The organism is Neobacillus sp. GCM10027624 (genome assembly GCF_042675345.1).
Lineage (GTDB): Bacteria > Bacillota > Bacilli > Bacillales > Cytobacillaceae > Neobacillus > Neobacillus cucumis_D.
In genome coordinates this window covers 1-20,827 of the sequence record NZ_JBHTHD010000022.1, presented here as the reverse complement: position 1 = coordinate 20,827, position 20,827 = coordinate 1, and the positions used below count along the sequence as shown (strand labels likewise).

At 38.0% G+C, this 20,827-nt stretch carries 21 protein-coding genes; 18 read left to right on the top strand and 3 right to left on the bottom strand.

The features are described from left to right. Window positions 1-146 precede the first annotated feature (146 nt). From ACFQZ9_RS26505 to ACFQZ9_RS26495, 3 genes are all read left to right on the top strand, one after another. Window positions 147-1,412, top strand: coding sequence for a molybdopterin molybdotransferase MoeA (locus ACFQZ9_RS26505; protein WP_198312416.1), 1,266 nt, complete (start codon window positions 147-149; stop codon window positions 1,410-1,412). After that, the gene (gene mobB / locus ACFQZ9_RS26500) at window positions 1,400-1,930 is read left to right on the top strand and encodes a P-loop NTPase family protein (protein ID WP_498946382.1); all 531 of its coding nucleotides are present in this window, start codon (window positions 1,400-1,402) and stop codon (window positions 1,928-1,930) included. Before ACFQZ9_RS26505 ends, mobB begins: the two co-directional genes overlap by 13 nt. A 214-nt stretch (window positions 1,931-2,144) precedes the next feature. Then, window positions 2,145-2,870 carry a YwiC-like family protein gene (locus tag ACFQZ9_RS26495; protein ID WP_498946381.1) on the top strand — a complete coding sequence of 242 codons (726 nt, stop codon included), beginning with the start codon at window positions 2,145-2,147 and terminating at the stop codon, window positions 2,868-2,870. A gap of 25 nt (window positions 2,871-2,895) precedes the next feature. On the opposite strand, the gene ACFQZ9_RS26490 is transcribed toward ACFQZ9_RS26495, so the two are convergent. Continuing rightward, entirely contained in the window at window positions 2,896-3,561 is a 666-nt protein-coding gene (locus ACFQZ9_RS26490) for a Crp/Fnr family transcriptional regulator (RefSeq protein WP_498946457.1), read from the bottom strand. A gap of 268 nt (window positions 3,562-3,829) precedes the next feature. Here ACFQZ9_RS26490 and ACFQZ9_RS26485 point away from each other — a divergent pair, with 268 nt between their 5' ends. Next, window positions 3,830-4,009, top strand: a complete 180-nt coding sequence (locus ACFQZ9_RS26485) for a YjzC family protein (protein WP_198312412.1) — start codon at window positions 3,830-3,832, stop codon at window positions 4,007-4,009. A 115-nt stretch (window positions 4,010-4,124) separates the two neighbouring features. Further along, window positions 4,125-6,719, top strand: coding sequence for an ATP-dependent Clp protease ATP-binding subunit (gene clpB, locus ACFQZ9_RS26480; RefSeq protein WP_498946379.1), 2,595 nt, complete (start codon window positions 4,125-4,127; stop codon window positions 6,717-6,719). 61 nt (window positions 6,720-6,780) lie between these two features. On the opposite strand, the gene ACFQZ9_RS26475 is transcribed toward clpB, so the two are convergent. Continuing rightward, complete coding sequence (locus ACFQZ9_RS26475; RefSeq protein WP_198312410.1) at window positions 6,781-6,963, bottom strand: YjzD family protein; 183 nt, start codon at window positions 6,961-6,963, stop codon at window positions 6,781-6,783. Between the two features lie 195 nt (window positions 6,964-7,158). Between ACFQZ9_RS26475 and ACFQZ9_RS26470 the strand changes: the two genes are divergently transcribed. The 4 genes from ACFQZ9_RS26470 to ACFQZ9_RS26455 all read left to right on the top strand — a co-directional run bounded on the left by ACFQZ9_RS26470 (window position 7,159) and on the right by ACFQZ9_RS26455 (window position 10,116). Continuing rightward, window positions 7,159-7,881 (top strand): lipase family protein, encoded by a 723-nt coding sequence (locus tag ACFQZ9_RS26470; RefSeq protein ID WP_198312409.1) that lies wholly within the window; start codon window positions 7,159-7,161, stop codon window positions 7,879-7,881. Between the two features lie 78 nt (window positions 7,882-7,959). Next, window positions 7,960-8,808 (top strand): hypothetical protein, encoded by an 849-nt coding sequence (locus ACFQZ9_RS26465; RefSeq protein WP_498946378.1) that lies wholly within the window; start codon window positions 7,960-7,962, stop codon window positions 8,806-8,808. Between the two features lie 149 nt (window positions 8,809-8,957). After that, the gene (locus ACFQZ9_RS26460) at window positions 8,958-9,923 is read left to right on the top strand and encodes a BMP family ABC transporter substrate-binding protein (protein WP_198312407.1); all 966 of its coding nucleotides are present in this window, start codon (window positions 8,958-8,960) and stop codon (window positions 9,921-9,923) included. Beyond that, window positions 9,919-10,116, top strand: coding sequence for a ComZ family protein (locus ACFQZ9_RS26455; protein WP_197031442.1), 198 nt, complete (start codon window positions 9,919-9,921; stop codon window positions 10,114-10,116). Before ACFQZ9_RS26460 ends, ACFQZ9_RS26455 begins: the two co-directional genes overlap by 5 nt. 25 nt (window positions 10,117-10,141) lie before the next feature. Here ACFQZ9_RS26455 and ACFQZ9_RS26450 read toward each other — a convergent pair whose 3' ends face one another. After that, on the bottom strand, window positions 10,142-10,384 hold the full coding sequence (locus ACFQZ9_RS26450; RefSeq protein WP_198312406.1) for a hypothetical protein: 243 nt from the start codon (window positions 10,382-10,384) through the stop codon (window positions 10,142-10,144). A gap of 198 nt (window positions 10,385-10,582) precedes the next feature. Between ACFQZ9_RS26450 and ACFQZ9_RS26445 the strand changes: the two genes are divergently transcribed. The 9 genes from ACFQZ9_RS26445 to ACFQZ9_RS26405 all read left to right on the top strand — a co-directional run bounded on the left by ACFQZ9_RS26445 (window position 10,583) and on the right by ACFQZ9_RS26405 (window position 20,724). Further along, on the top strand, window positions 10,583-11,515 hold the full coding sequence (locus ACFQZ9_RS26445) for a beta-ketoacyl-ACP synthase III (protein WP_198312405.1): 933 nt from the start codon (window positions 10,583-10,585) through the stop codon (window positions 11,513-11,515). 82 nt (window positions 11,516-11,597) lie between these two features. After that, the gene (gene fabF, locus ACFQZ9_RS26440; RefSeq protein WP_198312404.1) at window positions 11,598-12,836 is read left to right on the top strand and encodes a beta-ketoacyl-ACP synthase II; all 1,239 of its coding nucleotides are present in this window, start codon (window positions 11,598-11,600) and stop codon (window positions 12,834-12,836) included. A gap of 301 nt (window positions 12,837-13,137) precedes the next feature. After that, window positions 13,138-13,908, top strand: coding sequence for a DUF2268 domain-containing putative Zn-dependent protease (locus ACFQZ9_RS26435; protein ID WP_498946377.1), 771 nt, complete (start codon window positions 13,138-13,140; stop codon window positions 13,906-13,908). Window positions 13,909-14,116: 208 nt separating this feature from the next. Continuing rightward, window positions 14,117-15,139: an ABC transporter ATP-binding protein gene (locus ACFQZ9_RS26430; protein ID WP_498946376.1), complete on the top strand. Its 1,023-nt coding sequence runs from the start codon at window positions 14,117-14,119 to the stop codon at window positions 15,137-15,139. Further along, the gene (locus tag ACFQZ9_RS26425; protein ID WP_198312401.1) at window positions 15,126-16,052 is read left to right on the top strand and encodes an ABC transporter ATP-binding protein; all 927 of its coding nucleotides are present in this window, start codon (window positions 15,126-15,128) and stop codon (window positions 16,050-16,052) included. The genes ACFQZ9_RS26430 and ACFQZ9_RS26425 overlap by 14 nt, the downstream gene beginning before the upstream one ends. Before the next feature lie 16 nt (window positions 16,053-16,068). After that, window positions 16,069-17,037 (top strand): oligopeptide ABC transporter permease, encoded by a 969-nt coding sequence (gene opp4B / locus ACFQZ9_RS26420; protein ID WP_198312400.1) that lies wholly within the window; start codon window positions 16,069-16,071, stop codon window positions 17,035-17,037. 16 nt (window positions 17,038-17,053) lie between these two features. Further along, window positions 17,054-17,962: an ABC transporter permease gene (locus tag ACFQZ9_RS26415; RefSeq protein ID WP_198312399.1), complete on the top strand. Its 909-nt coding sequence runs from the start codon at window positions 17,054-17,056 to the stop codon at window positions 17,960-17,962. Between the two features lie 18 nt (window positions 17,963-17,980). After that, a complete protein-coding gene (gene opp4A / locus ACFQZ9_RS26410; RefSeq protein WP_498946375.1) occupies window positions 17,981-19,780 on the top strand; it encodes an oligopeptide ABC transporter substrate-binding protein in 1,800 nt (599 codons plus the stop codon). A 197-nt stretch (window positions 19,781-19,977) separates the two neighbouring features. After that, on the top strand, window positions 19,978-20,724 hold the full coding sequence (locus ACFQZ9_RS26405; protein WP_498946374.1) for a YjbA family protein: 747 nt from the start codon (window positions 19,978-19,980) through the stop codon (window positions 20,722-20,724). Window positions 20,725-20,827 lie beyond the last annotated feature (103 nt).

Sequence of the window (20,827 nt, the reverse complement as noted above, 5' to 3'; positions counted from 1 at the left end):
ACACGATTCATATGAATTTTTTGTTTAAAATAAAAGTATGTCGTCACTTTGATAGTTGCGATGTTCATACCGTTTCGATAGTCTTATAATAAAATTGACTATCATGACTTAAGAATTTGACTGATTAAAGGCAGGAGCTGATTGCTTTGTTAGAAAGAAGAAATCCGATACCAGTAGGGGATGCGGTAAAAAAAATAATGGAAAACCAACTAGCTGGTGTGACTGAATATGTACCTATTGAAGAGAGTTATGGTCGTATATTAGCGGAAAATATTAATGCCACGAATGATGTCCCGCACTTTGACAGGTCACCATATGATGGCTTCGCAGTGCGTTCAATTGATACAAAGGATGCCTCGCTTGACCACTCTGTTGATTTTGAAGTCATTGACCATATTGGAGCAGGACATGTATCCAGTCAAACCGTGAATGAATTTCAAGCAGTCAGGATTATGACCGGTGCAATGATGCCGAATGGGGCTGATGCAGTTGTTATGCTTGAGCTGACAAATAGCTTCGAAAAGAATGGTAAACCTTTTATGTCCATTAAGCGCAAGCTTAATAAGGGGGATAATGTGTCATTTCGAGGTGAAGACACAAAAGCCGGGGAAACCCTAGTAAAAAAAGGTACATATATTAATCCTGGTGTACAAGCCATCCTTGCAACCTTTGGTTATAGTGAGGTTCCGGTCGCAAAAAAACCTGTTATTGGGTTATTTGCAACTGGAACGGAGCTTTTGGAGGTAAATGAACCGTTGGAACCGGGAAAAATCCGCAACAGCAATTCCCATATGATTGTTGCCCAAATTGAAAGAGCCGGAGGAATAGCTCATTATTATGGCAAGCTTCCTGATGATTTTGATACATGCTTTAATGCAGTGAAAAATGCTTTAGAAAAGGTCGATTTACTCATCACAACTGGTGGAGTGTCGGTTGGTGATTTTGATTATCTTCCGGAAATCTATCAAAAGTTGGGAGCCGAGGTTTTATTTAATAAGGTGGCAATGAGGCCAGGGAGTGTGACAACCGTTGCTAAATTTCAAGGTAAAATTCTTTTTGGTCTCTCGGGAAATCCTTCAGCTTGTTATGTAGGCTTTGAATTATTTACGAGGCCGATTATTCGTAGGATGTTGTTTTCAACTCAACCGCATCTAAGAAAAGAAAAGGCTGAACTCCTGGCAAATTTTCCAAAACCAAATCCATTTACCCGTTTTGTTCGAAGCACTGTGCAAATTAATGAAGGCAGGCTGACAGTATCGCCTAGCGGGACAGATAAGTCCAATATCGTGACAAGTCTTGCTGGTGCAAATTCTTTAATGGTGCTGCCTGGTGGCACAAGGGGTTTTGAGGCGGGCAATGTGGTCGATGTCCTTATATTAGAAGATCAAACCGGAAGTGAGTGGCCTTGGTAACGCCAGTTATTTTTCAAATCGTTGGCTTTCAAAATAGTGGGAAAACGACTTTAATTCTTCAGCTTATTGAAGCTTTAACATTACGAAACCGCAAAACCGTTACGATTAAACATCATGGCCATGGTGGAAAGCCGACTGTATTATCCGGAAAAGATTCTTCTAGGCATATTGATGCTGGAGCAGCTGCTTCCATTGTCGAAGGAGAGGGGAGATTGCTGCTTCAAGTGGAAAACACAGTAACACCACTTGAAAAGCAAATTGAACTTTTAAAAAATTTACAGCCAGATGTCATCTTAATTGAGGGGCATAAATATCAGCATTATCCAAAGCTTTTGATTATAAGAGATAAAGCGGATCTCTCATTGTTAGAAATGGTGCAAAATGTAAAAATTGTTCTATATTGGGATGGAACAATAAAACCAATTTTAGATCAACAAGAAGATATGATTCACTTTTCTATTCACGATAAAACAGCTGTAAATAAAATTGCAGAATTACTAATAAAAAAGGAGGCCTAGGCCTTCTTTTTGTCTCTCTTTTATCAAAAGTGTTGATTTCCGCTCCAGGCGCAAGCGGTTCGTGGGCGTTCCGGGGAGCCTCCTCGTCGCTTTACGATGGGTAAAAGTGAATTTTTTTTCACAATTTTCTCGGTAGATCTGTGATTTGTTTCACATATTTTCTGGTTCTTCTATCTTATATTTAGGATAAGCCAAGGGAATAGGAGTGAATGAAATGAAGCTATTTTTACCAAAACAGCATGGTGCGTGGGCGATGGCCATCATTCCATTTTGGCTAGGAGTGATAAATGGGGGATTTTTATGGCAGGACATTCCCTTTTTTATTGGCTGGATTTTATTATATCTAGGGACCTATCCGATGTTGCTTTTATTTAAAAAGAAGAAGCTTTCTTTTTATACAAAATGGACCCTTTTTTACATGATTCCTGCTATTTTATTCTTGCTGTTTCCACTTCTTAAACGACTTTCCATCGTTCATTTCGGTCTTTTAATGGTTCCGTTTTTTATCATTAATGCCATTTTTTCAACGAAGAATAAAGACCGGGCTTTAATGAATGATTTTAGTGCTATTTTTGCTTTTTCCATTGCCGGTTTAGCTACCAGTTATCTAGGGCTTGGGGTGATAACGGCTCATTCCGTCTTGCTCTTCTTATCCTCTGTTTTGTTTTTTATCGGTTGTACGTTTTATGTAAAAACAATGATTCGGGAAAAACGAAATATGCATTTTAAATGGATATCATGGGTTTATCATATCCTAATACCTGCGGTTTGGGTCATATCCGGTTTTTGGATTACGGCAATAGCCTATATACCGAGCCTTATTCGCTCGATTCTTTTTTATGGAAAATCATTATCACCAAAACAAATCGGTATTTATGAAATCATTAATTCGGCAATCTTTTTTATGGTCATGACTATACAATTGATGATCCTAAAATAAAAAATCGGTCTACTCGACCGATTTTTTAGTCTATTTTACATATGTCTATCGGACAATCCTCACAATCAATTTCAGTCTTTAAATAATTAAGGTCATGGACAGTAATCGACCCTTTATTCACCGAAATAATCCCATTTTTTCGCAGTTCGCTAAGTAAACGATTCACCACTTCACGGGATGTACCACAAAAATTGGCGAGATCCTGATTCGTTAACGGTAATTCAATTAAAATTCCGTTACTCGTTTTAATTCCATAACTATTCGTAATTCTTATAAGAGTAGAATATAATGCACCTTTTTTACCGTGAAGGACGAGATCACGGAATTTTGTCTGCGTTTTTCGATATTGCTTACTCATCCATTTCATAAATTCTAAGGAAAGCGGAAGATTTGTCGAAAGTTTTTCTTCCAGAACATCCTTCATAATTACCGCCACCTCTCCGCTCTCTACCACGCGGGAACTTAATAGATAGGACGGGGATGGGGTAAATAAATCAAGTTCTCCAACCAATTCTCCTCTCGAACACATTCTTAAGGTAAGTTCACGTCCATCAGGGATTATTTTCGTTAATTGTACTATTCCGCTTTGGATCATATATAGTTCATTGGCCGTAGAACCTTCTTGGAAAAGAAAAGAGCCCTTTTCCATTTTACGAGTATGATGGAACAATTTTGAAAGTTCATCTAGCATAAAGGGAATGTCATTTAATGACTTCATATCCATAACCACCTTAAAGGGGGCGAATCGAATCGCAAGTTTATACTATAATTATATTGATTACAAAGAAAATTTAGCAATAACTGTAGAATAAATTCATACAATCGTCATAAACTAAAAAAAATGCCGAATATTACTTGGGAAATAATGTCGGAAAATGGAAAGTGTATGAAGGAAATTCCTCTAATGGTTACGTTATATTTGGAAACAATAATACTGTACTCGATAAGGAGGGATTTGGATGGGACAAAATCGCCAATTTAAATCAGGACAAAAGGCGCCAAACAATGGAGTATATCTTGAGGTAGGCGAAACGGGAGATAATGTTGTAAATCCCAAAAAGATTAAGTTAAAAGCAGGAGATGCATTCCCTGAAACGTCAAATGATAACCGCCATTGGACCTATCAGCGGAAACCATAAAACAATGAAAAAGTCATCCAAAAAGGATGGCTTTTCTCATGTGCAAAATTTGTAATTAATCAGGAATCGGATATAATATAATTAAAGGTCAAAAAAGGTCAAATGAGGTGGGAGTATGGATTTAAATCAAATGACAGAACGTTTGCAAACTGGTTTACTCAATGCGCAAACAATTGCCATAAAACATCATCATCAAGAGGTGGATGAACCTCATTTATTTATATCACTAATGAGCCAGGAAGATAGTCTGGTCGTTACTATAATGGAAAAAATCGGATTGTTGCCGCAGCAGGTGGAAGAAAAATTTATGCAAGAGCTTGCAAAAAAACCGCAGGTTACCGGGGGAGGGGCAGAACAAGGAAAACTTTTCATCACGCGATTGCTGCAAAGGCTATTTGCAGAGGCGGATGATTTTGCTTCAAAATTTTCAGATGAATATTTATCAGTTGAACATGTATTGCTCGCTGCTGCCTATTCAAATGAAAGCAACTTAAAAAAAATGATAAAAGCATTAGGTAAAACACCAGAAGATATTATGGAGGCAATTAAAGAAATAAGGGGGAACCAACGAGTGACTTCACAAAATCCTGAGGCAGGGTACGATGCTTTAAAAAAATACGGCAGAGACTTAGTAGCGGAGGTAAAAGCTGGCAAAATGGACCCGGTAATTGGCAGGGATGCAGAAATTCGTAATGTTATTCGAATTTTATCAAGAAAAACGAAAAATAATCCGGTTTTAATTGGTGAGCCCGGAGTAGGAAAAACGGCGATCGTTGAAGGGCTGGCGCAAAGGATTGTAAGAAAGGATGTTCCTGAAGGTCTAAAAGATAAAACGATTTTCTCATTGGATATGAGTGCTTTAATTGCCGGTGCAAAATTCAGGGGAGAATTTGAGGAAAGACTGAAAGCAGTTTTAAATGAAGTAAAAAAAAGTGAAGGACAAATTCTCTTGTTTATTGATGAAATTCATACAATTGTCGGCGCTGGTAAAACGGAAGGAGCAATGGATGCGGGGAATATGTTAAAACCAATGCTAGCACGTGGAGAACTGCATTGTATTGGTGCGACTACACTTGATGAACATCGAAAGTATATTGAAAAAGACCCTGCTCTTGAAAGAAGATTTCAACAGGTTCTTGTTCAGGAGCCAGATGTGGAAGATACCATCTCGATATTAAGAGGGTTAAAAGAACGTTTTGAGGTTCATCATGGTGTGAAAATCCATGACCATGCACTGGTTGCAGCCGCAACCTTATCAGATCGCTATATAACGGACCGATTTTTACCTGATAAGGCGATTGATTTGGTAGATGAGGCATGTGCACTGATTCGAACGGAAATCGACTCGATGCCAACAGAACTGGATGAGGTTACACGCAGGGTCATGCAGTTAGAAATTGAAGAGGCTGCTTTAAGAAAGGAACAGGATGAAGCAAGTAAACAAAGACTGGAAATTCTTTTAAAAGAGCTAGCGGAACTTAAGGAACAGGCAGATGCCATGAAAGCAAAATGGCTTCTTGAAAAGCAAAGCATCCAAAAGCTCCAAGAGAAGCGGGAGCAAATTGAAAAACTTCGCCGTGAACTTCAGCAGGCAGAGGACCGTTATGATTTAAACAAAGCTGCAGAACTTCGCCATGGACTTATTCCATCAGCCGAAAAGGAACTAAAGGGGTTGGAAACCGCAGCTGAAAAGAGTGATAAGCTTCTAAGGGAAGAGGTAACAGGGGAGGAGATTTCAAATATTGTTTCGAGATGGACAGGAATCCCATTATCAAAACTGGTAGAAGGAGAAAGGGAAAAACTATTAAAGCTCGAATCCTTATTACATGAGCGAGTCATAGGTCAAGATGAGGCAGTACAATTGGTTTCAGATGCTGTACTTCGTGCTCGTGCTGGGATTAAAGATCCAAACCGTCCAATTGGCTCTTTCCTATTTTTAGGCCCAACCGGTGTCGGGAAAACGGAATTAGCCAAAGCCTTAGCTGAGGCTCTCTTTGATAGTGAGGAGCAAATCATTCGAATTGATATGTCGGAATATATGGAGAAGTTTTCTGTTTCAAGGCTAATTGGTGCACCTCCTGGTTATGTGGGGTATGAAGAAGGCGGCCAGTTGACGGAAGCTGTTCGAAGAAGGCCTTATTCCGTCATCTTGCTTGATGAAATTGAAAAAGCACATCCGGAGGTTTTTAATATCTTATTACAAGCCCTTGATGACGGGCGAATTACTGATTCGCAAGGAAGGACTGTAGATTTTAAAAATACAGTCATGATTATGACATCCAATCTGGGATCACAGTATTTACTTGAGGGCAGTGAAAATGAGAGTGAAATAAGTGAAACTACTAGAGATAAAGTATTTAATCAATTAAGAACTCATTTTAGACCGGAGTTTTTGAATCGAATTGATGAAACCATTCTGTTTAAACCATTATCATTAAGTGAAATCAAAACGATTGTAGTGAAAATGATGAATGAACTAGAGAATCGTTTAAAGGATCAACATATTGAAATTTCTGTTAGTGATGAGGCAAAAGAGTTTATCGCTGAAAATGGGTTTGATCCTGTTTTTGGAGCAAGACCATTAAAGCGGTATATTCAGAGAAGTATTGAGACAAAGCTGGCTAGGGCGATCATTGCGGGAAAAGTACGCGATCACTCGAAAGTATTTGTGGATTGTGATAATAGGGAAATAGAAATATCCGTTCAATAAAGCATAGAGTACGTAAAGAAAAAAGGTCATCCTAAAAAGAAGGATGACCTTTTGCTACCGTTTAATGTTTTTGAGCCGGTTCGTTCGGAATCACTGCAGAAATAACATAAACTAAAATGGTTACGATTACTCCTAAGATTGCACCGAGTTGAAAATTAAAAGCAGATCCAGTCATCGAGCTGACAACATACGTTAACATCTCAGCTAATAAAAATGCCCAGAAAAAAGTCCAAAAATATCGCACAAAAATTCACCTCTAAAAGTTTTTCATCTCGTTTAATATTACCATAGCATATTAAATTAATAAACGCTATTTTCGCTTTTTCCATTATGGGCTAAAAAATACGTTGAATACCTTGCTAATTGGGCAAACCCCCCTTTCAACTTATGTGAAGCAACATACAATATGGTGAGGGTTTATGTAAAAGGGGATATAACGATGGAGAACCGGAATTTTCAGTTGGATACCGAGTGGAATATTATCCATTACCCTGAAAGGCCTACAGGTTTCGGGATTTTAGTAATCGGTGATGAAAGGCATTTTGTGGATGAAAGCAAAAGCTTCTGGGTTCAGAATGAAGGAAAGCTTACGATTATCAACCAATTAAAAGAATCTGGGTACACCATTTTTTCCTCAAATCTGTATGGCCGAAATTGGGGCAGTGAAGAAGCGGTGGAACTAGCCGAAAGATTATATCAATATGTGATTCGCAATGAAATCTTGAATGACAAGATTCATATTTTAGCAGAAGGTATGGGGGCTCTTGTGGCAATAAAGTTAATGGAGAAAATGAAGGACCATCTCAGGTCAGTGGCTCTCCTAAATCCGATTCTTTCCTTAAAGCATCATCTTGAACAAGAGAAGGAACATAAATTTTTCTATAAAAAATTGATGAAAGAATTAGAGGCAGCTTATAAAAAGGATCATAAAATTCTTGAAGGTGAGCTTCTCCAATCGGATGGTGTGATTAAACTTGACTTTGGCATACCTGTAAAAATCATTCATGTAATGTCAGGTGGGAAATCCTATCATCAATCGAAGCTTATTCAGCAAATTGTCAGCCAAACGGAAATTAGCCCTAGTTATGTTGTTCCTGAAAAAAAACAACAGCTGGGTAAAATGTTTATAAAGTTTTTCAAGCGATATGAAATATTCCTTTAATTCACCTCCTCCCTAAATGAAATAATTCCTTATTATCTGCATAGGATTCAATAAGGTAATTTTAGGGAGGAAGATTTTATGGACAAGGCAGTTATTTTTAATGTATTCGATTTCGTTAGCTTTCATTTCTGCAAGGCATTGTTGAATAATGGGGTAGAAGTGAATGGGGTTGTATTGGATAAGAGTCAAAAGGAACCCTATCTTGATGAGAAAAGACTGGAAGTTGGCAGAAATGCTAACTTTAATGAGTATTTATTAACAGATTGGGCAGTACGAAATGACGAGCCTATCTCAAAAACGAATGTTATTATTTCTCTTTATGACCTCTATATGCTTCATAAAGAGAATCTTTTGGAAAGTAAATCTGTAACAAAGCCCATTCTTCGATACGTGAATGAAAGGGAAGGAAAAGATTTAATTGTTTTACTTCTGCCGAGCCAATTGGCTGCAAGCTCAAAATTCTCAAATACGTTAAACATCTTTAATGACTTTCTTACGAAAATGAATATACCGGCGGACGAAACACAATTCTTTTATTTACCTACTATTTATGGTCCGTGGCAGCCTGAAACCTTTCTCTTCCAAAGAAAAATTTTAACTAATCTGAATAGAAGTGTTCAGGGTCAAGGTGAGCGGGAAGATCGGGCAGACGCATTGTTTATTGATGATGCTCTTGATGCTATGTTGGAAATCATCGAGAGCAAAAAGCCCGGAAGTTATTTCTTTGAAAGCGGTAAAAAGAATTATTGGAAATTGTGTGCAGAGTATTTACAAATCGAAGGGAAACCACTCGATTCAGATTTAAGTGGAAATATTGTGGGTAATCGAAAGATTGTCAGGGTGCCTGTCAAAAGTGTTACGGCTATCGATGACTCCTTTTCAAAACAGATCGACCATATTCAACAGTTATATTCAAATATACTGTAAACCAAGGCAAAGGATTATTGATTTACAGATAATGGATACAGAGGAAATTTATCTTTTCATTTTATTTCATAGGGGTTAGAATATAATTGGTTAAAATGGTGTTGTGTAACGTGTTATGGGTCTGGCGCTGTAAGAAGGAGATGCATTTAATGCTAAACCGTTTCGGGATCATTCTTTTATGCTTTTTTTTACTTAGTGCTTGTGGAGAAACAAAGTCCACCGGCAAATTACAGAAAGTTGGGCTGTTAGTTCCCGAAACAGTCAATGATCAAGTATGGGGGACAAAAGGCTTTAAAGGGATGCTCCGAATTCAATCCAAGTTTAATGCGGATGTTTATTATAAAGAAGGGATGAATTCAGAACCAGTTGTGAAACGAGCTGTTAAAGAATTTAGCCAAAAAGGGGTTAACTTAATTTTTGGACATGGTTCTGAATATGCCGAATACTTTAATGATATTTCCAAAGACTATCCCAAGATTCATTTTGTCAGCTTTAATGGTGATGCAAAAAACAAGAATACAACCAGCTTGAATTTTAAAGGGCATGCAATGGGTTTTTTTGGCGGGATGGTTGCTGCACATATGTCAAAAAGGCATAATGTAGGTATACTGGCTGCTTATGAATGGCAGCCTGAAGTAGAGGGCTTTTATCAGGGGGCTTTGGCTGAAAACAAAAATACAAATGTTGACATTGAATATGTCGGCAATTGGGATGACGAGAAAAAAGCTATCGAGTTGGTTGATCATATGATGAAAAAGGGAGTGGATGTTGTCTATCCGGCTGGAGATGGGTTTAATGTTCCAGTGATTGAAAATGTAAAGGAACACGGATTATATGTAATTGGGTATGTATCGGACCAATCGGATTTAGGTGAAAATACGGTTCTAACCAGCACCATTCAACAAGTGGATAAATTATATGAATTAGTGGCAAAACAATACAATGAAAATCATTTAAAATCGGGTAATCTTTCATTTGACTTTAGAGATAATGTGATTACATTAGGTAAATACAGTCCTCTCGTAAACAAAGATTTTAGACAAAAAATGAACAAGCAAATTGAAAAATATAAACAAACAGGAAAATTACCACAAGAAGGAGATACATATGATTAATCAAGATAAATCTTTACAATTTATGCAAATTGCAATGAAATACTTACCAGAGGCAAAGGACCAATTAGATAAGGCAGGAGTAGAATTATCAATGGATTTGATTCAGCCTTTTATGAACCTATTTACGAAGGTAATGCATGAAGCCTATGAACTTGGTTGGGAAGAAGCTAAGAAGGAATTAGAACACGAATAGAAATCAGCTGCCAACAAAAGGCAGCTTATTTCTTTTTCCAGAATTGTTCAATAAAAGGATAAATCTTTTGAAACAGTGGTTTTAAATTTCTGGTAGACTCTACTAAAGTGTCAAGATGGACGATTAATTCACCATAATCGATATAGTTTGGACTATAATTTGTTTCCGGCGGTTGAAGTTGTTCTTGTCTCCTTTGGCCAGGTCCAAACATGAAATGATCAAACATATTCCCACGGTCCCTAACATCTTCCTGAAGGTTTTCATCCATTTGAAAAAACCCCCTTTAAAATTGTTTATAATCTAGAATATGTTTAAATAAATAAAGGGTATGGACAATAGCGGAGGATGAATGTGTAATTTCCAGTTGATTAAATTGGGGTGTATTTGATAAAATTAGTACCAAGTCATAATATTTGATATTAATTATTATTAAAAAGGGTTTACCTTATAAAAGGAGATGGCTGTGATGAAAGCCGGTATTATTGGAATGGGCAGATATTTGCCTGAAAAAATTGTGACAAATGCTGATTTAGAAAAGGTAATGGATACTTCAGATGAATGGATTCGGACACGGACGGGTATTGAAGAGCGCCGAATTGCCGACGATAATACAGATACATCGGATATGGCTTTTGCCGCAGCACAAAATGCGATTAAGAATGCAGGAATTACATCAATGGACATTGATTTGATTTTAGTTGCAACGGTAACTCCTGATCATCCGTTTCCGTCAGTTGCCTGTGTCCTACAGGAACGATTAGGCGCAAAAAAGGCAGCGGCAATGGATGTAAGTGCAGCCTGCGCCGGCTTTATGTATGGAATCATAACTGGGTCGCAGTTTATTGAGACAGGGGTTTATAAAAATATTCTAGTCGTCGGGGTAGAAAAACTTTCGAAGATTACCGATTGGAATGATCGAAATACAGCAGTTCTATTTGGTGATGGTGCCGGTGCTGCGATTATAGCGCCTGTATCAGATAACCGCGGGATCCTGGCATTTGAATTAGGTGCTGACGGTACTGGTGCAAAGCATCTTTATCAGGATGAATATATCATTATGAACGGACGAGAAGTATTTAAATTTGCTGTACGCCAAATGGGCGAAAGTTGCGTAAATGTGCTGAATAAGGCTGGACTAACCAATGATGATGTGGATCTGCTTATTCCGCACCAAGCAAATATTCGCATCATGGAGGCTTCTAGACAGAGGTTAGAGCTTCCGGTTGAAAAAATGTCAAAAACAGTCCAAAAATATGGAAATACTTCATCAGCGTCGATTCCGATTTCCATTGTTGAGGAATTAGAAGCAGGAAAAATAAAAGATGATGATGTGATTGTAATGGTAGGATTCGGCGGTGGCTTGACATGGGGAGCTATTGCAATCCGCTGGGGAAGATAACCTTTAAGCAATCGGGCTTAGAATGAATATAGAACAAATTAGAATAAATAGGGAAGAATAGTTGGAAAAGGAGCTGTAATTCATGGAAAAGCGTAGGGTTGTGGTTACAGGGGTTGGAGCGGTTACCCCTCTTGGCTTGGATGCTGAAACCACATGGAAAAATATTATTGATGGAAAATCAGGTGTTGGTCCATTAACGAGAGTAAATGCAGATGAATATCCGGCAAAGGTAGCTGCGCAAATCAATGATTTTAATTCTGAAGTCTATATGGATCGAAAAGATGCCAGAAAAATGGACCGTTTTACTCAATATGCAGTTGCTTCTGCTATAATGGCTGTTAAGGATGCTGATTTGACCATCAATGAGGAAAATTCCCATCGAGTGGGTGTTTGGATTGGTTCAGGAATTGGCGGTATGGAAACATTTGAAGATCAATATGAAATTTTTCAAAAAAGAGGTTACCGAAGAGTTAGTCCATTCTTTGTTCCAATGCTGATTCCTGATATGGCTACTGGTCAAGTATCGATTACTCTTGGTGCTAGAGGTTTTAATAACTGTTCTGTAACGGCCTGTGCAACTGGAACTAATTCAATTGGAGATGCTTTTAAAGTAATCCAGCGTGGCGATGCAGATGTCATGGTTTCAGGCGGTGCGGAAGCGCCTATTACGAAAATGTCGGTTGCTGGCTTCTGCGCCAATACTGCACTTTCAACAAATCCGGATCCGCAAACAGCAAGCAGACCTTTTGATAAAAATCGCGACGGTTTTGTTATTGGTGAAGGGGCTGGTATCGTTGTCCTTGAAGAATTAGAACATGCATTGGCACGCGGTGCAAAAATCTATGCTGAAATTATTGGCTATGGTGCTACAGGTGACGCTTACCATATTACTGCTCCAGCTCCTGGTGGCGAGGGTGGAGCGCGGGCAATGAAAATGGCCCTAAACGATGGCGGTCTGAAACCAGAGGATATGGATTACATTAATGCTCATGGAACAAGTACCGAATATAATGATAAGTTTGAAACATTAGCGGTTAAGGAAGTTTTTGGCGAACATGCCTATAAACTGGCAATGAGTTCAACTAAATCCATGACAGGGCATCTTCTTGGTGCGGCTGGTGGTGTTGAGGCAATCTTTACCGTATTAGCAATAAGAGACAGCATACTCCCGCCAACAATTAATTACGAGACTCCTGATCCGGAATGTGATTTGGACTATGTTGTAAATAAAGCCCGTTCACAAGAGATTAATGTGGCAATGAGTAACTCTCTTGGATTTGGCGGTCACAATGCAACGATTGTCTTTAAAAAGTATAAATAATGACGTTTAAAGGACTGGGCATATGCTTAGTCCTTTCTTATTTCTTTGGCTGTTTTAAAGGACATTGTTGATTTTGAACAGCGTTGATTGGAGCGGAAGGCACGAAGACTCCTGTGGGAGTACGGGACAGGGGAGACCCCGCAGGAGCGAAGCGACGAGGAGGTTCCCCGAACCGCCCACGAACCGCTTGTGCCTGGAGAGGAAATCAACAACAGGTTTAACAAAGCCATTTCTTTAGAACCTTTAACTTTACCCGTTCATAAAATGTTTTAGGGAGTTACCTGAAAAATGGAGTGAGGGAATGGGAATTGTACGAACAAATCAATGGCTCGAAGAGGAGTTTGACCGCCCAACGAAGATTTGCGAGAAATTACTGCCCTATTTTAAGGGGTACACTGCGAATGAAATCTACCATCAATTAATCAGCTTTGGAATGTATAAGCCCTCGAGGAGCTCAAAATACATTTTTGACATAATGATAAAAGAAAACATGTGGAATCAAGTGGAGAAACTTTTTCAAGATTACCAAAAAAAATGGTCAGGTCCGGATATTCCGATTTTTCTCTTTCCAATTGCCCAATCAGGAGGGTTTTTCTTTCGGGTGGAGAAAAACAAATCAGGTGTTTCTTATCCGGATAAAATGTTCCTATTTCTATCCCCTTTGGATGACTCGAAGGAATTAGAAGCCCTTTTTGTACACGAATATCACCATGTCTGCAGGCTAAGTAAACTAAACAAGAAAATGACCCAATATACCCTATTGGATTCTATCATTATTGAAGGACTTGCTGAATATGCTGTATTAAAAAATTGTGGGAGAAATTACACAGCAAGCTGGTGTCACATGTATACGGAACAAGAAATAAAGGGTTTTTGGAAAAAGTATTTAAATGATCAGCTTGATCGTAAAAAAAATGAGAGAACTCACGACCAGCTATTATATGGGGGAGGAAGGATTCCTAAACTATTGGGATATGCTGCCGGTTACCAAATTGTGAAGGAATATTACGAAAGTCATCACTATTCTACAAAACAATCTTTTACGATCCCTTCTTCCAAATTCATAGAATAGAAAAAGAGAAAGAGCCTGATAAATCAGGTTTTTTTTATTTTAATATGAGAGAAAAATAACAATTTTCCCAAAAGTGTTGCAATTGAAATAATTCTGTAATAAAATTTTATTAACATACAAAATTAAACAGAATATGTTATTACTTGAAATTATGGTGATTTCAAGATAGGGATTTTTATAGAATGATATAGTTTAGGGGGTCTCAATTTTGGTCAATCATCCACTGTTACAGGTGCAGAACCTTCGAACCACGTTTCGGATTGAAAACGATTATTTCGCTGCTGTAGATAATGTCTCATTGACAGTAAATGAAAATGAAGTATTAGCAATCGTGGGAGAATCGGGATGTGGAAAAAGCGCATTTGCTCTGTCCATCATGGGGTTGCATCCAAAGGATAGAACGAAGCAAGAAGGGAATGTGAATTTTAAAGGAAAAAACCTGCTGTCCCTTCAAACTGCAGAAATGAATAAAATCCGAGGCAAAGAGATTGGAATGATCTTTCAAGATCCACTGACAGCTCTTAATCCACTTATGACCTGCGGAAAACAAATAGAAGAAAGTATGATCTTTCACACTAATTTATCTGGACCAGAAAGACAAAGAAAAGTTATTGAGCTCTTGAAAAAGGTAGGGATCCCTAATCCAGAGCGAACCTACAAACAATATCCTCATGAATTATCCGGCGGAATGCGGCAGCGTGTCGTAATCGCCATTGCCATTGCATGTGACCCGCAGCTAGTGATAGCAGATGAACCGACCACCGCATTAGATGTTACGATACAAGCCCAAATAATGGATTTACTAAAAGAACTGCAAAAGCAGACGAAAGCGGGTATTATTCTTATCACTCATGACCTTGGAGTCGTTGCTGAAATGGCCGATCGTGTTGCAGTTATGTATGCAGGAGAAATTGTTGAAATAGCAGACGTGAATACATTATTTAGAAAGCCCTTACATCCCTACACAAGGTCATTATTTAATTCCATTCCATCCTCTACCACATTCAAGGGAAGATTACATGTTATTCAAGGTATTGTACCGTCCTTGAAAAATTTACCAAGGGCCGGATGTCGGTTTAAAGACCGGATTGAGTGGATTGATGTCCATGAACATGAAGAGAATCCGGTGTTACGAGAAGTTAAACCAAATCATTTTGTGCGATGCACTTGCTATAAAAACTTTCACTTTCCAGAAAAAAACATGGGAGACATGAACTATGTCATTTCTTAAGGTCAATAATCTTAAAGTATATTATCCTATTCGTGGTGGTTTTTTCAAAAGAGTGGTTGGTCATGTAAAGGCTGTGGATGATATTAGCTTTGAACTAAAACAGGGAGAAACATATGGATTGGTGGGTGAATCAGGGTGCGGTAAAACAACAACCGGCAGAACTCTGATCGGACTTATAAAGGCTACTTCAGGGGAAATTCTTTTTGAAAATCAGGATTTAATGAGAATAAGCCGCCGTGATTTTCATCATTATCGGCAAGATATTCAAATGATTTTTCAAGACCCTTATTCCTCCTTAAATCCAAGAAAACGGGTGTTGGATATCGTTGCTGAACCGCTTAGAAATTTTGAAAAGCTTTCGCCAACAGAAGAGAGACAAAAGGTACAGTTTTACATAGAAAAAGTTGGTTTAAATCCGGAAGCCATCTACAAATATCCGCATGAGTTTTCAGGCGGGCAAAGACAGCGGATTGGGATTGCCCGTGCTTTAACTTTAAAGCCAAAGTTAATCATTGCTGATGAACCTGTCTCAGCTCTCGATGTTTCCGTTCAGGCACAGGTCTTAAACTTTATGCAGGATATTCAGAAGGAGTTTAATCTGACCTATTTATTTATTAGCCATGATTTAGGGATTATTCAACATATGTGTGACAGGATTGGTATTATGTATCGCGGCCAATTCGTTGAGGAAGGAACAAGTAGAGATATATATACAAATCCACAGCATATCTATACAAAGAGATTAATTTCAGCGATTCCGGAAATAAATCCGGAAAACAGAGAAAAACAAATTAAGATTCGACAACAGGTAAATAACGAATATAGAGATTCCTATAATAAATATTTTAATGCTGAGGGTAAAGTTTATAATCTTAAATCTATTTCTGAAACCCATTCAGTTGCACTACCATAGGGAGGGGTTTATATAAATGTTGAAATTTATTTTACGCAGAATCTTGGTAATGATCCCTCAGCTAATTATTTTAAGTATACTTATATTTTTGTTGGCGAAAGCAATGCCCGGTGATGCGTTAACAGGCCAATTAGCAAGTAATCCTAAAATGGACGCCGTGACAATACATGAATTAAAACAGAAATTGGGGTTATTCGATCCCTTATATATTCAATATGGAAGATGGATTAAGGGATTGCTTCATGGAGATTTAGGTCTGTCTGTCATCCATCAAACATCGGTAACCCACCTGCTCGCAGGTAAAATGGGAAATACAATCCTTTTAGGTTTTGCCATAATGGTTTTAAGTTATCTTATTTCCATTCCACTTGGAATCATTGGCGGCAGATGGACAGATTCTTTGGCGGATAAAATGATTGTTGGTTACAACTATCTAACATTCGCTACACCACTTTTCATTTTTGCGTTATTAGTATTATATATATTTGGCTTTGTGCTTGGATGGTTCCCTACAAGTGGAAGTGTTGATATCCGTGCGGAAGATGGGACATTTTCCTATTACATGAGTAAATTTAACCATCTCATTTTGCCGGCATTTTCAGGTGCGATTGTAAGTACAACTGTAACGATTCAATATTTACGTAATGAAATCATTGATACAAAAATAAAGGACTTTGTTAAAACGGCGAGAGCAAAAGGGGTTAGTGAATCAAAGGTCTATACCCGCCATATTTTTAGAAATTCACTTCTTCCCATTGCGGCTTTTCTAGGCTATGAAATTGTTTATTTAATAGGCGGTTCAGTCTTTCTGGAATCTATCTATGGATATCCGGGGATTGGACAATTGTTCCTCACCTCCATCATGCAGCGAGATTTCAGTGTCGTCACCGCACTTGTTATGATATCCGGTCTAGCCACCCTAGTTGGAACTTTAGTTTCAGATATCATTTTAAGTGCTGTTGATCCACGAATCAGAATTGAATAAAGGGGAGGGAGCCAATATGAAAGCTGAAATCGTTAATCCTAAGCAGCCAAAGGCGATAAAAAAGCCGAAGAATGGAGTTTTCTCCATTTTATGGCGGGAAATTGTGAAAGATAAACTAGCACTGGGTTCTCTAATCCTATTAGGGCTGATTGTGGTAGGTGTGTACGGTGCATCTCTTCTATTAGACCAAGAAAAAATTGTAACAGTAGATTTGTTATCTATTTATTCTCCTCCGTCTTCAGAGCATTGGTTAGGGACTGATTATGGCGGAAGAGATATATTTGGCCAACTAATTATAGGGGCTAAAAACTCCTTTACAATTGGCTTGTGCATTACATTATTAACAGGATGTATCGGTCTATGTGTCGGATTATGTGCAGGATATTTCGGAGGAAAAGTCGATAATATCCTCATGCGTATTATTGACTTTTTTCTTATCCTTCCAACCTTAATGTTAGTTATTGTTTTTGTTTCCATAGCGCCACAATATAATGTTTTTACTTTTATCCTAATTATGAGTTTGTTTTTATGGACAGGTAAAGCTAGGTTAATAAGGTCAAAAACCCTTGCTGAAAGGGAGCTTGATTATGTAAGTGCCTCAAAAACGCTTGGGACGCCTGATTGGAAAATTATTTTCCGGGAAGTTCTGCCTAATTTAAGTTCTATTATTATCGTAAATTTAACTCTAAATCTTGCAGGAAATATTGGAATTGAATCAGGGTTAACGTATTTAGGATTTGGATTACCGGAAAGTACTCCGAGTTTGGGAACTCTTGTTAGTTATGCAACCAATCCGGATGTTCTCGAAAATAAATGGTGGATATGGTTACCTGCGTCATTACTTATTTTAGTCATGATGTTGAGTATAAATTATATCGGTCAAGCGTTAAAACGTGCAGCCGATGCAAGGCAAAGATTAGGATAAAAAAGGGGGAAAAGAAGGATGAAGAGAAAGCATTTTTTCAAGTTTTTTAGTTTACTGGTTGTCTTGGGTATGCTTCTATCAGCATGTTCCAATTCGACCGGAGGCAAAGACAGTGGAAGTAAAAAGCCAACGTCATCAAGTGACAAGCCAAAAGAAGATATTAGTACATTCCCTTCAGTCATTAAAAGCGACAAGCCTGTGATTGAGGATGGGTCACTAACATATGCATTAGTGTACGATACTCCATTCGAAGGTACATTAAACTATGCATATTATACTGGACAACCAGATGCTGAAGTCCTGCAATTCTTCGACATTCCACTATTCTCAACCAATGCAGACTATGAATTTACAAATGATGGTGCTGCTACCTATGAAATGTCCAATGACAATAAAACCATTACTGTAAAAATTAAGGACAATGTTAATTGGTCCGACGGAAAACCGGTAACATCCCAAGACTATGAATATTCATTCTTGGTAATTGGTAACAAGGATTACACAGGTGTGCGTTATGGTGATGCGATCATCCAAAGTATTGTTGGGATGAAAGAATACCACGCAGGCAAATCCAAAAATATTTCGGGGATCAAAATTATCGATGATAAAACCCTATCGATTACCTTTAAAAACGCAAATCCTTCTTTAATAACAGGTCTATGGCCATATGCGATGCCTAAGCATTATATTGGGGATATTCCAATAAAAGACCTTGCAAAGGCAGATAAAATCCATAAAACTCCAATTGGATTTGGCCCATACAAGATTAAAAAGATGGTTCCAGGTGAATCAGTAGAATTCGAGCGTAACGATGATTATTTTGGTGGAAAACCAAAATTAAAAACGATTATTGCAAAAGTTGTCAATCCAAAAGTTATTTTACAGTCACTTAAAAAGGGTGAAGTCGATGTTGCTGATTTCCCTGTAGATCAATACCCTGCAGCTAAGGGATCTAAGAACTTCCAATTTATCGGTCAAATCGATCTAGCTTATAACTACATTGGCTTTAAATTAGGCCACTGGGATGCTAAAAAAGGCATAAATGTTATGGATAACCCTAAATTCCAAGACAAACGCTTACGACAAGCGATGGCCTATGCTCTCGATCAGAAATCTGTGGGTGAGAAAATTTATAACGGTTTACGTTTCCCGGCTACATCCTTAATTCCGCCGTCCTTCCCAAGCTGGTATAACAAAGATGCAAATGCTATTGGATATGATCCGGAAAAAGCAAAACAACTATTAGATGAAGCAGGCTATAAAGATACTGATAATGACGGTCTTCGTGAAGATCCAAACGGTAAGAAATTCCACATTAATTTCTTATCGATGAGTGGCGGTGACACAGCTGAACCACTTGCAAAATTCTATATACAAAGCTGGAAAAATGTTGGGCTAGATGTTTCCCTTGTAGATGGCCGCTTGGCAGAATTTAACTCTTTCTACAAAATGGTTGAAGAAGATAACAAGAAAGTTGACATTTATGCTGGTGCATGGGGAACAGGGACAGACGTTGACCCATATGGTTTATACGGTAAAGATGTTCCGTTTAACTACTCTCGCTTTGTAAGTGAGAAAAACGATCAATTATTAGCAGACGGTCATTCCGTAAAAGCATTTGACCATGACTATCGTAAAAAAGTTTACGATGAGTGGCAAGCATTTATGAATGATGAAATGCCTGTTATTCCAACACTATTCCGTTCTACGATTTCAGGAGTTAACAATCGTGTAACATCATTAACTGCCAATTATACAGCTGACCCATATGTTTGGGCTAAAGTTGGTGTTACAAGCGAAACCCCTGAAGTAGAATAATAAAGTAAAAAGAGGTAGTCACTTTGGTGATTATCTCTTTTTTTTGTATTGAAATGAAAGCATCACCTGCTGCTTAAAGATTCATCAATATTAGTAATAAAAGTTAATTATGGAGCAAAACATATATAAAGGAATAATTTAACTAAGGTCTGCCCATACTGATTGACAAACAGTTTCTTGAAGTGAGGGGTTGTACAATGTTGTATCTTCATGATGTTTGGGTGAATTGGTTTGAAGGTGAAGAAAACGGGTATAATGTATGCCACTTTCATGAATGGCGCAAGGATGATGGAGTCGAACTTTTGGATCAAGTTCCACTCTTAAAGATTGAACCGATTTTATTTAACTATATTGAGAATGATTTAGCAGAATTACCTCAACAACTCCTAGATGATATTTATCAAAAAGCATATTTACGAAAAAACCATGAGCGAATTCAGCTTGATTATTGCTTTGTTGTAACGGATGGGGTAGGTATTTTAGCAATTGATACGATTGGCTATACCATTCCAATCCGAAAAAGCAGGTTAATTCCAAGGCAAGAACAGCTTGTATATGAGATGATTGAAACGCATGAGGCAAATGTTTATCACTTTTATCAGCCTAGCGAAATGAAAGATCATCATATTTTATCGCCTGAGCCAGAATTAATGCGTGGCCTAACAAGAAAGGAACGCCAATTAAAGCAGTTATTATTTATGGCCCTTGACCAATTACACTCTTCAAATAATGAAGCAGAAGTTCGTTATTGGTATACCGAATGGTGTCCGGAACGATACGCCGCCATCCAGGAAATGAATGTTGAGGATGTTTGGGAGCAATTATTTGAGGAAACAAAATACGGATGGGGCAAGAGGCATGTAACATTTTGTGAGAATATAATTAAAGGGCAGCCATTTTTTGAAAAGTTATGGGAAATGGAGCATGGTCCAAAGGTAAATTAAAAGCCTGACCCAAAAGGTAGTGAAATGCCCCCTAAATGTTAGACACCATTCTAACGTTTAGGGGTTTTTTTATGGCCAAATTTACAGCTGAAGAAAGAATACA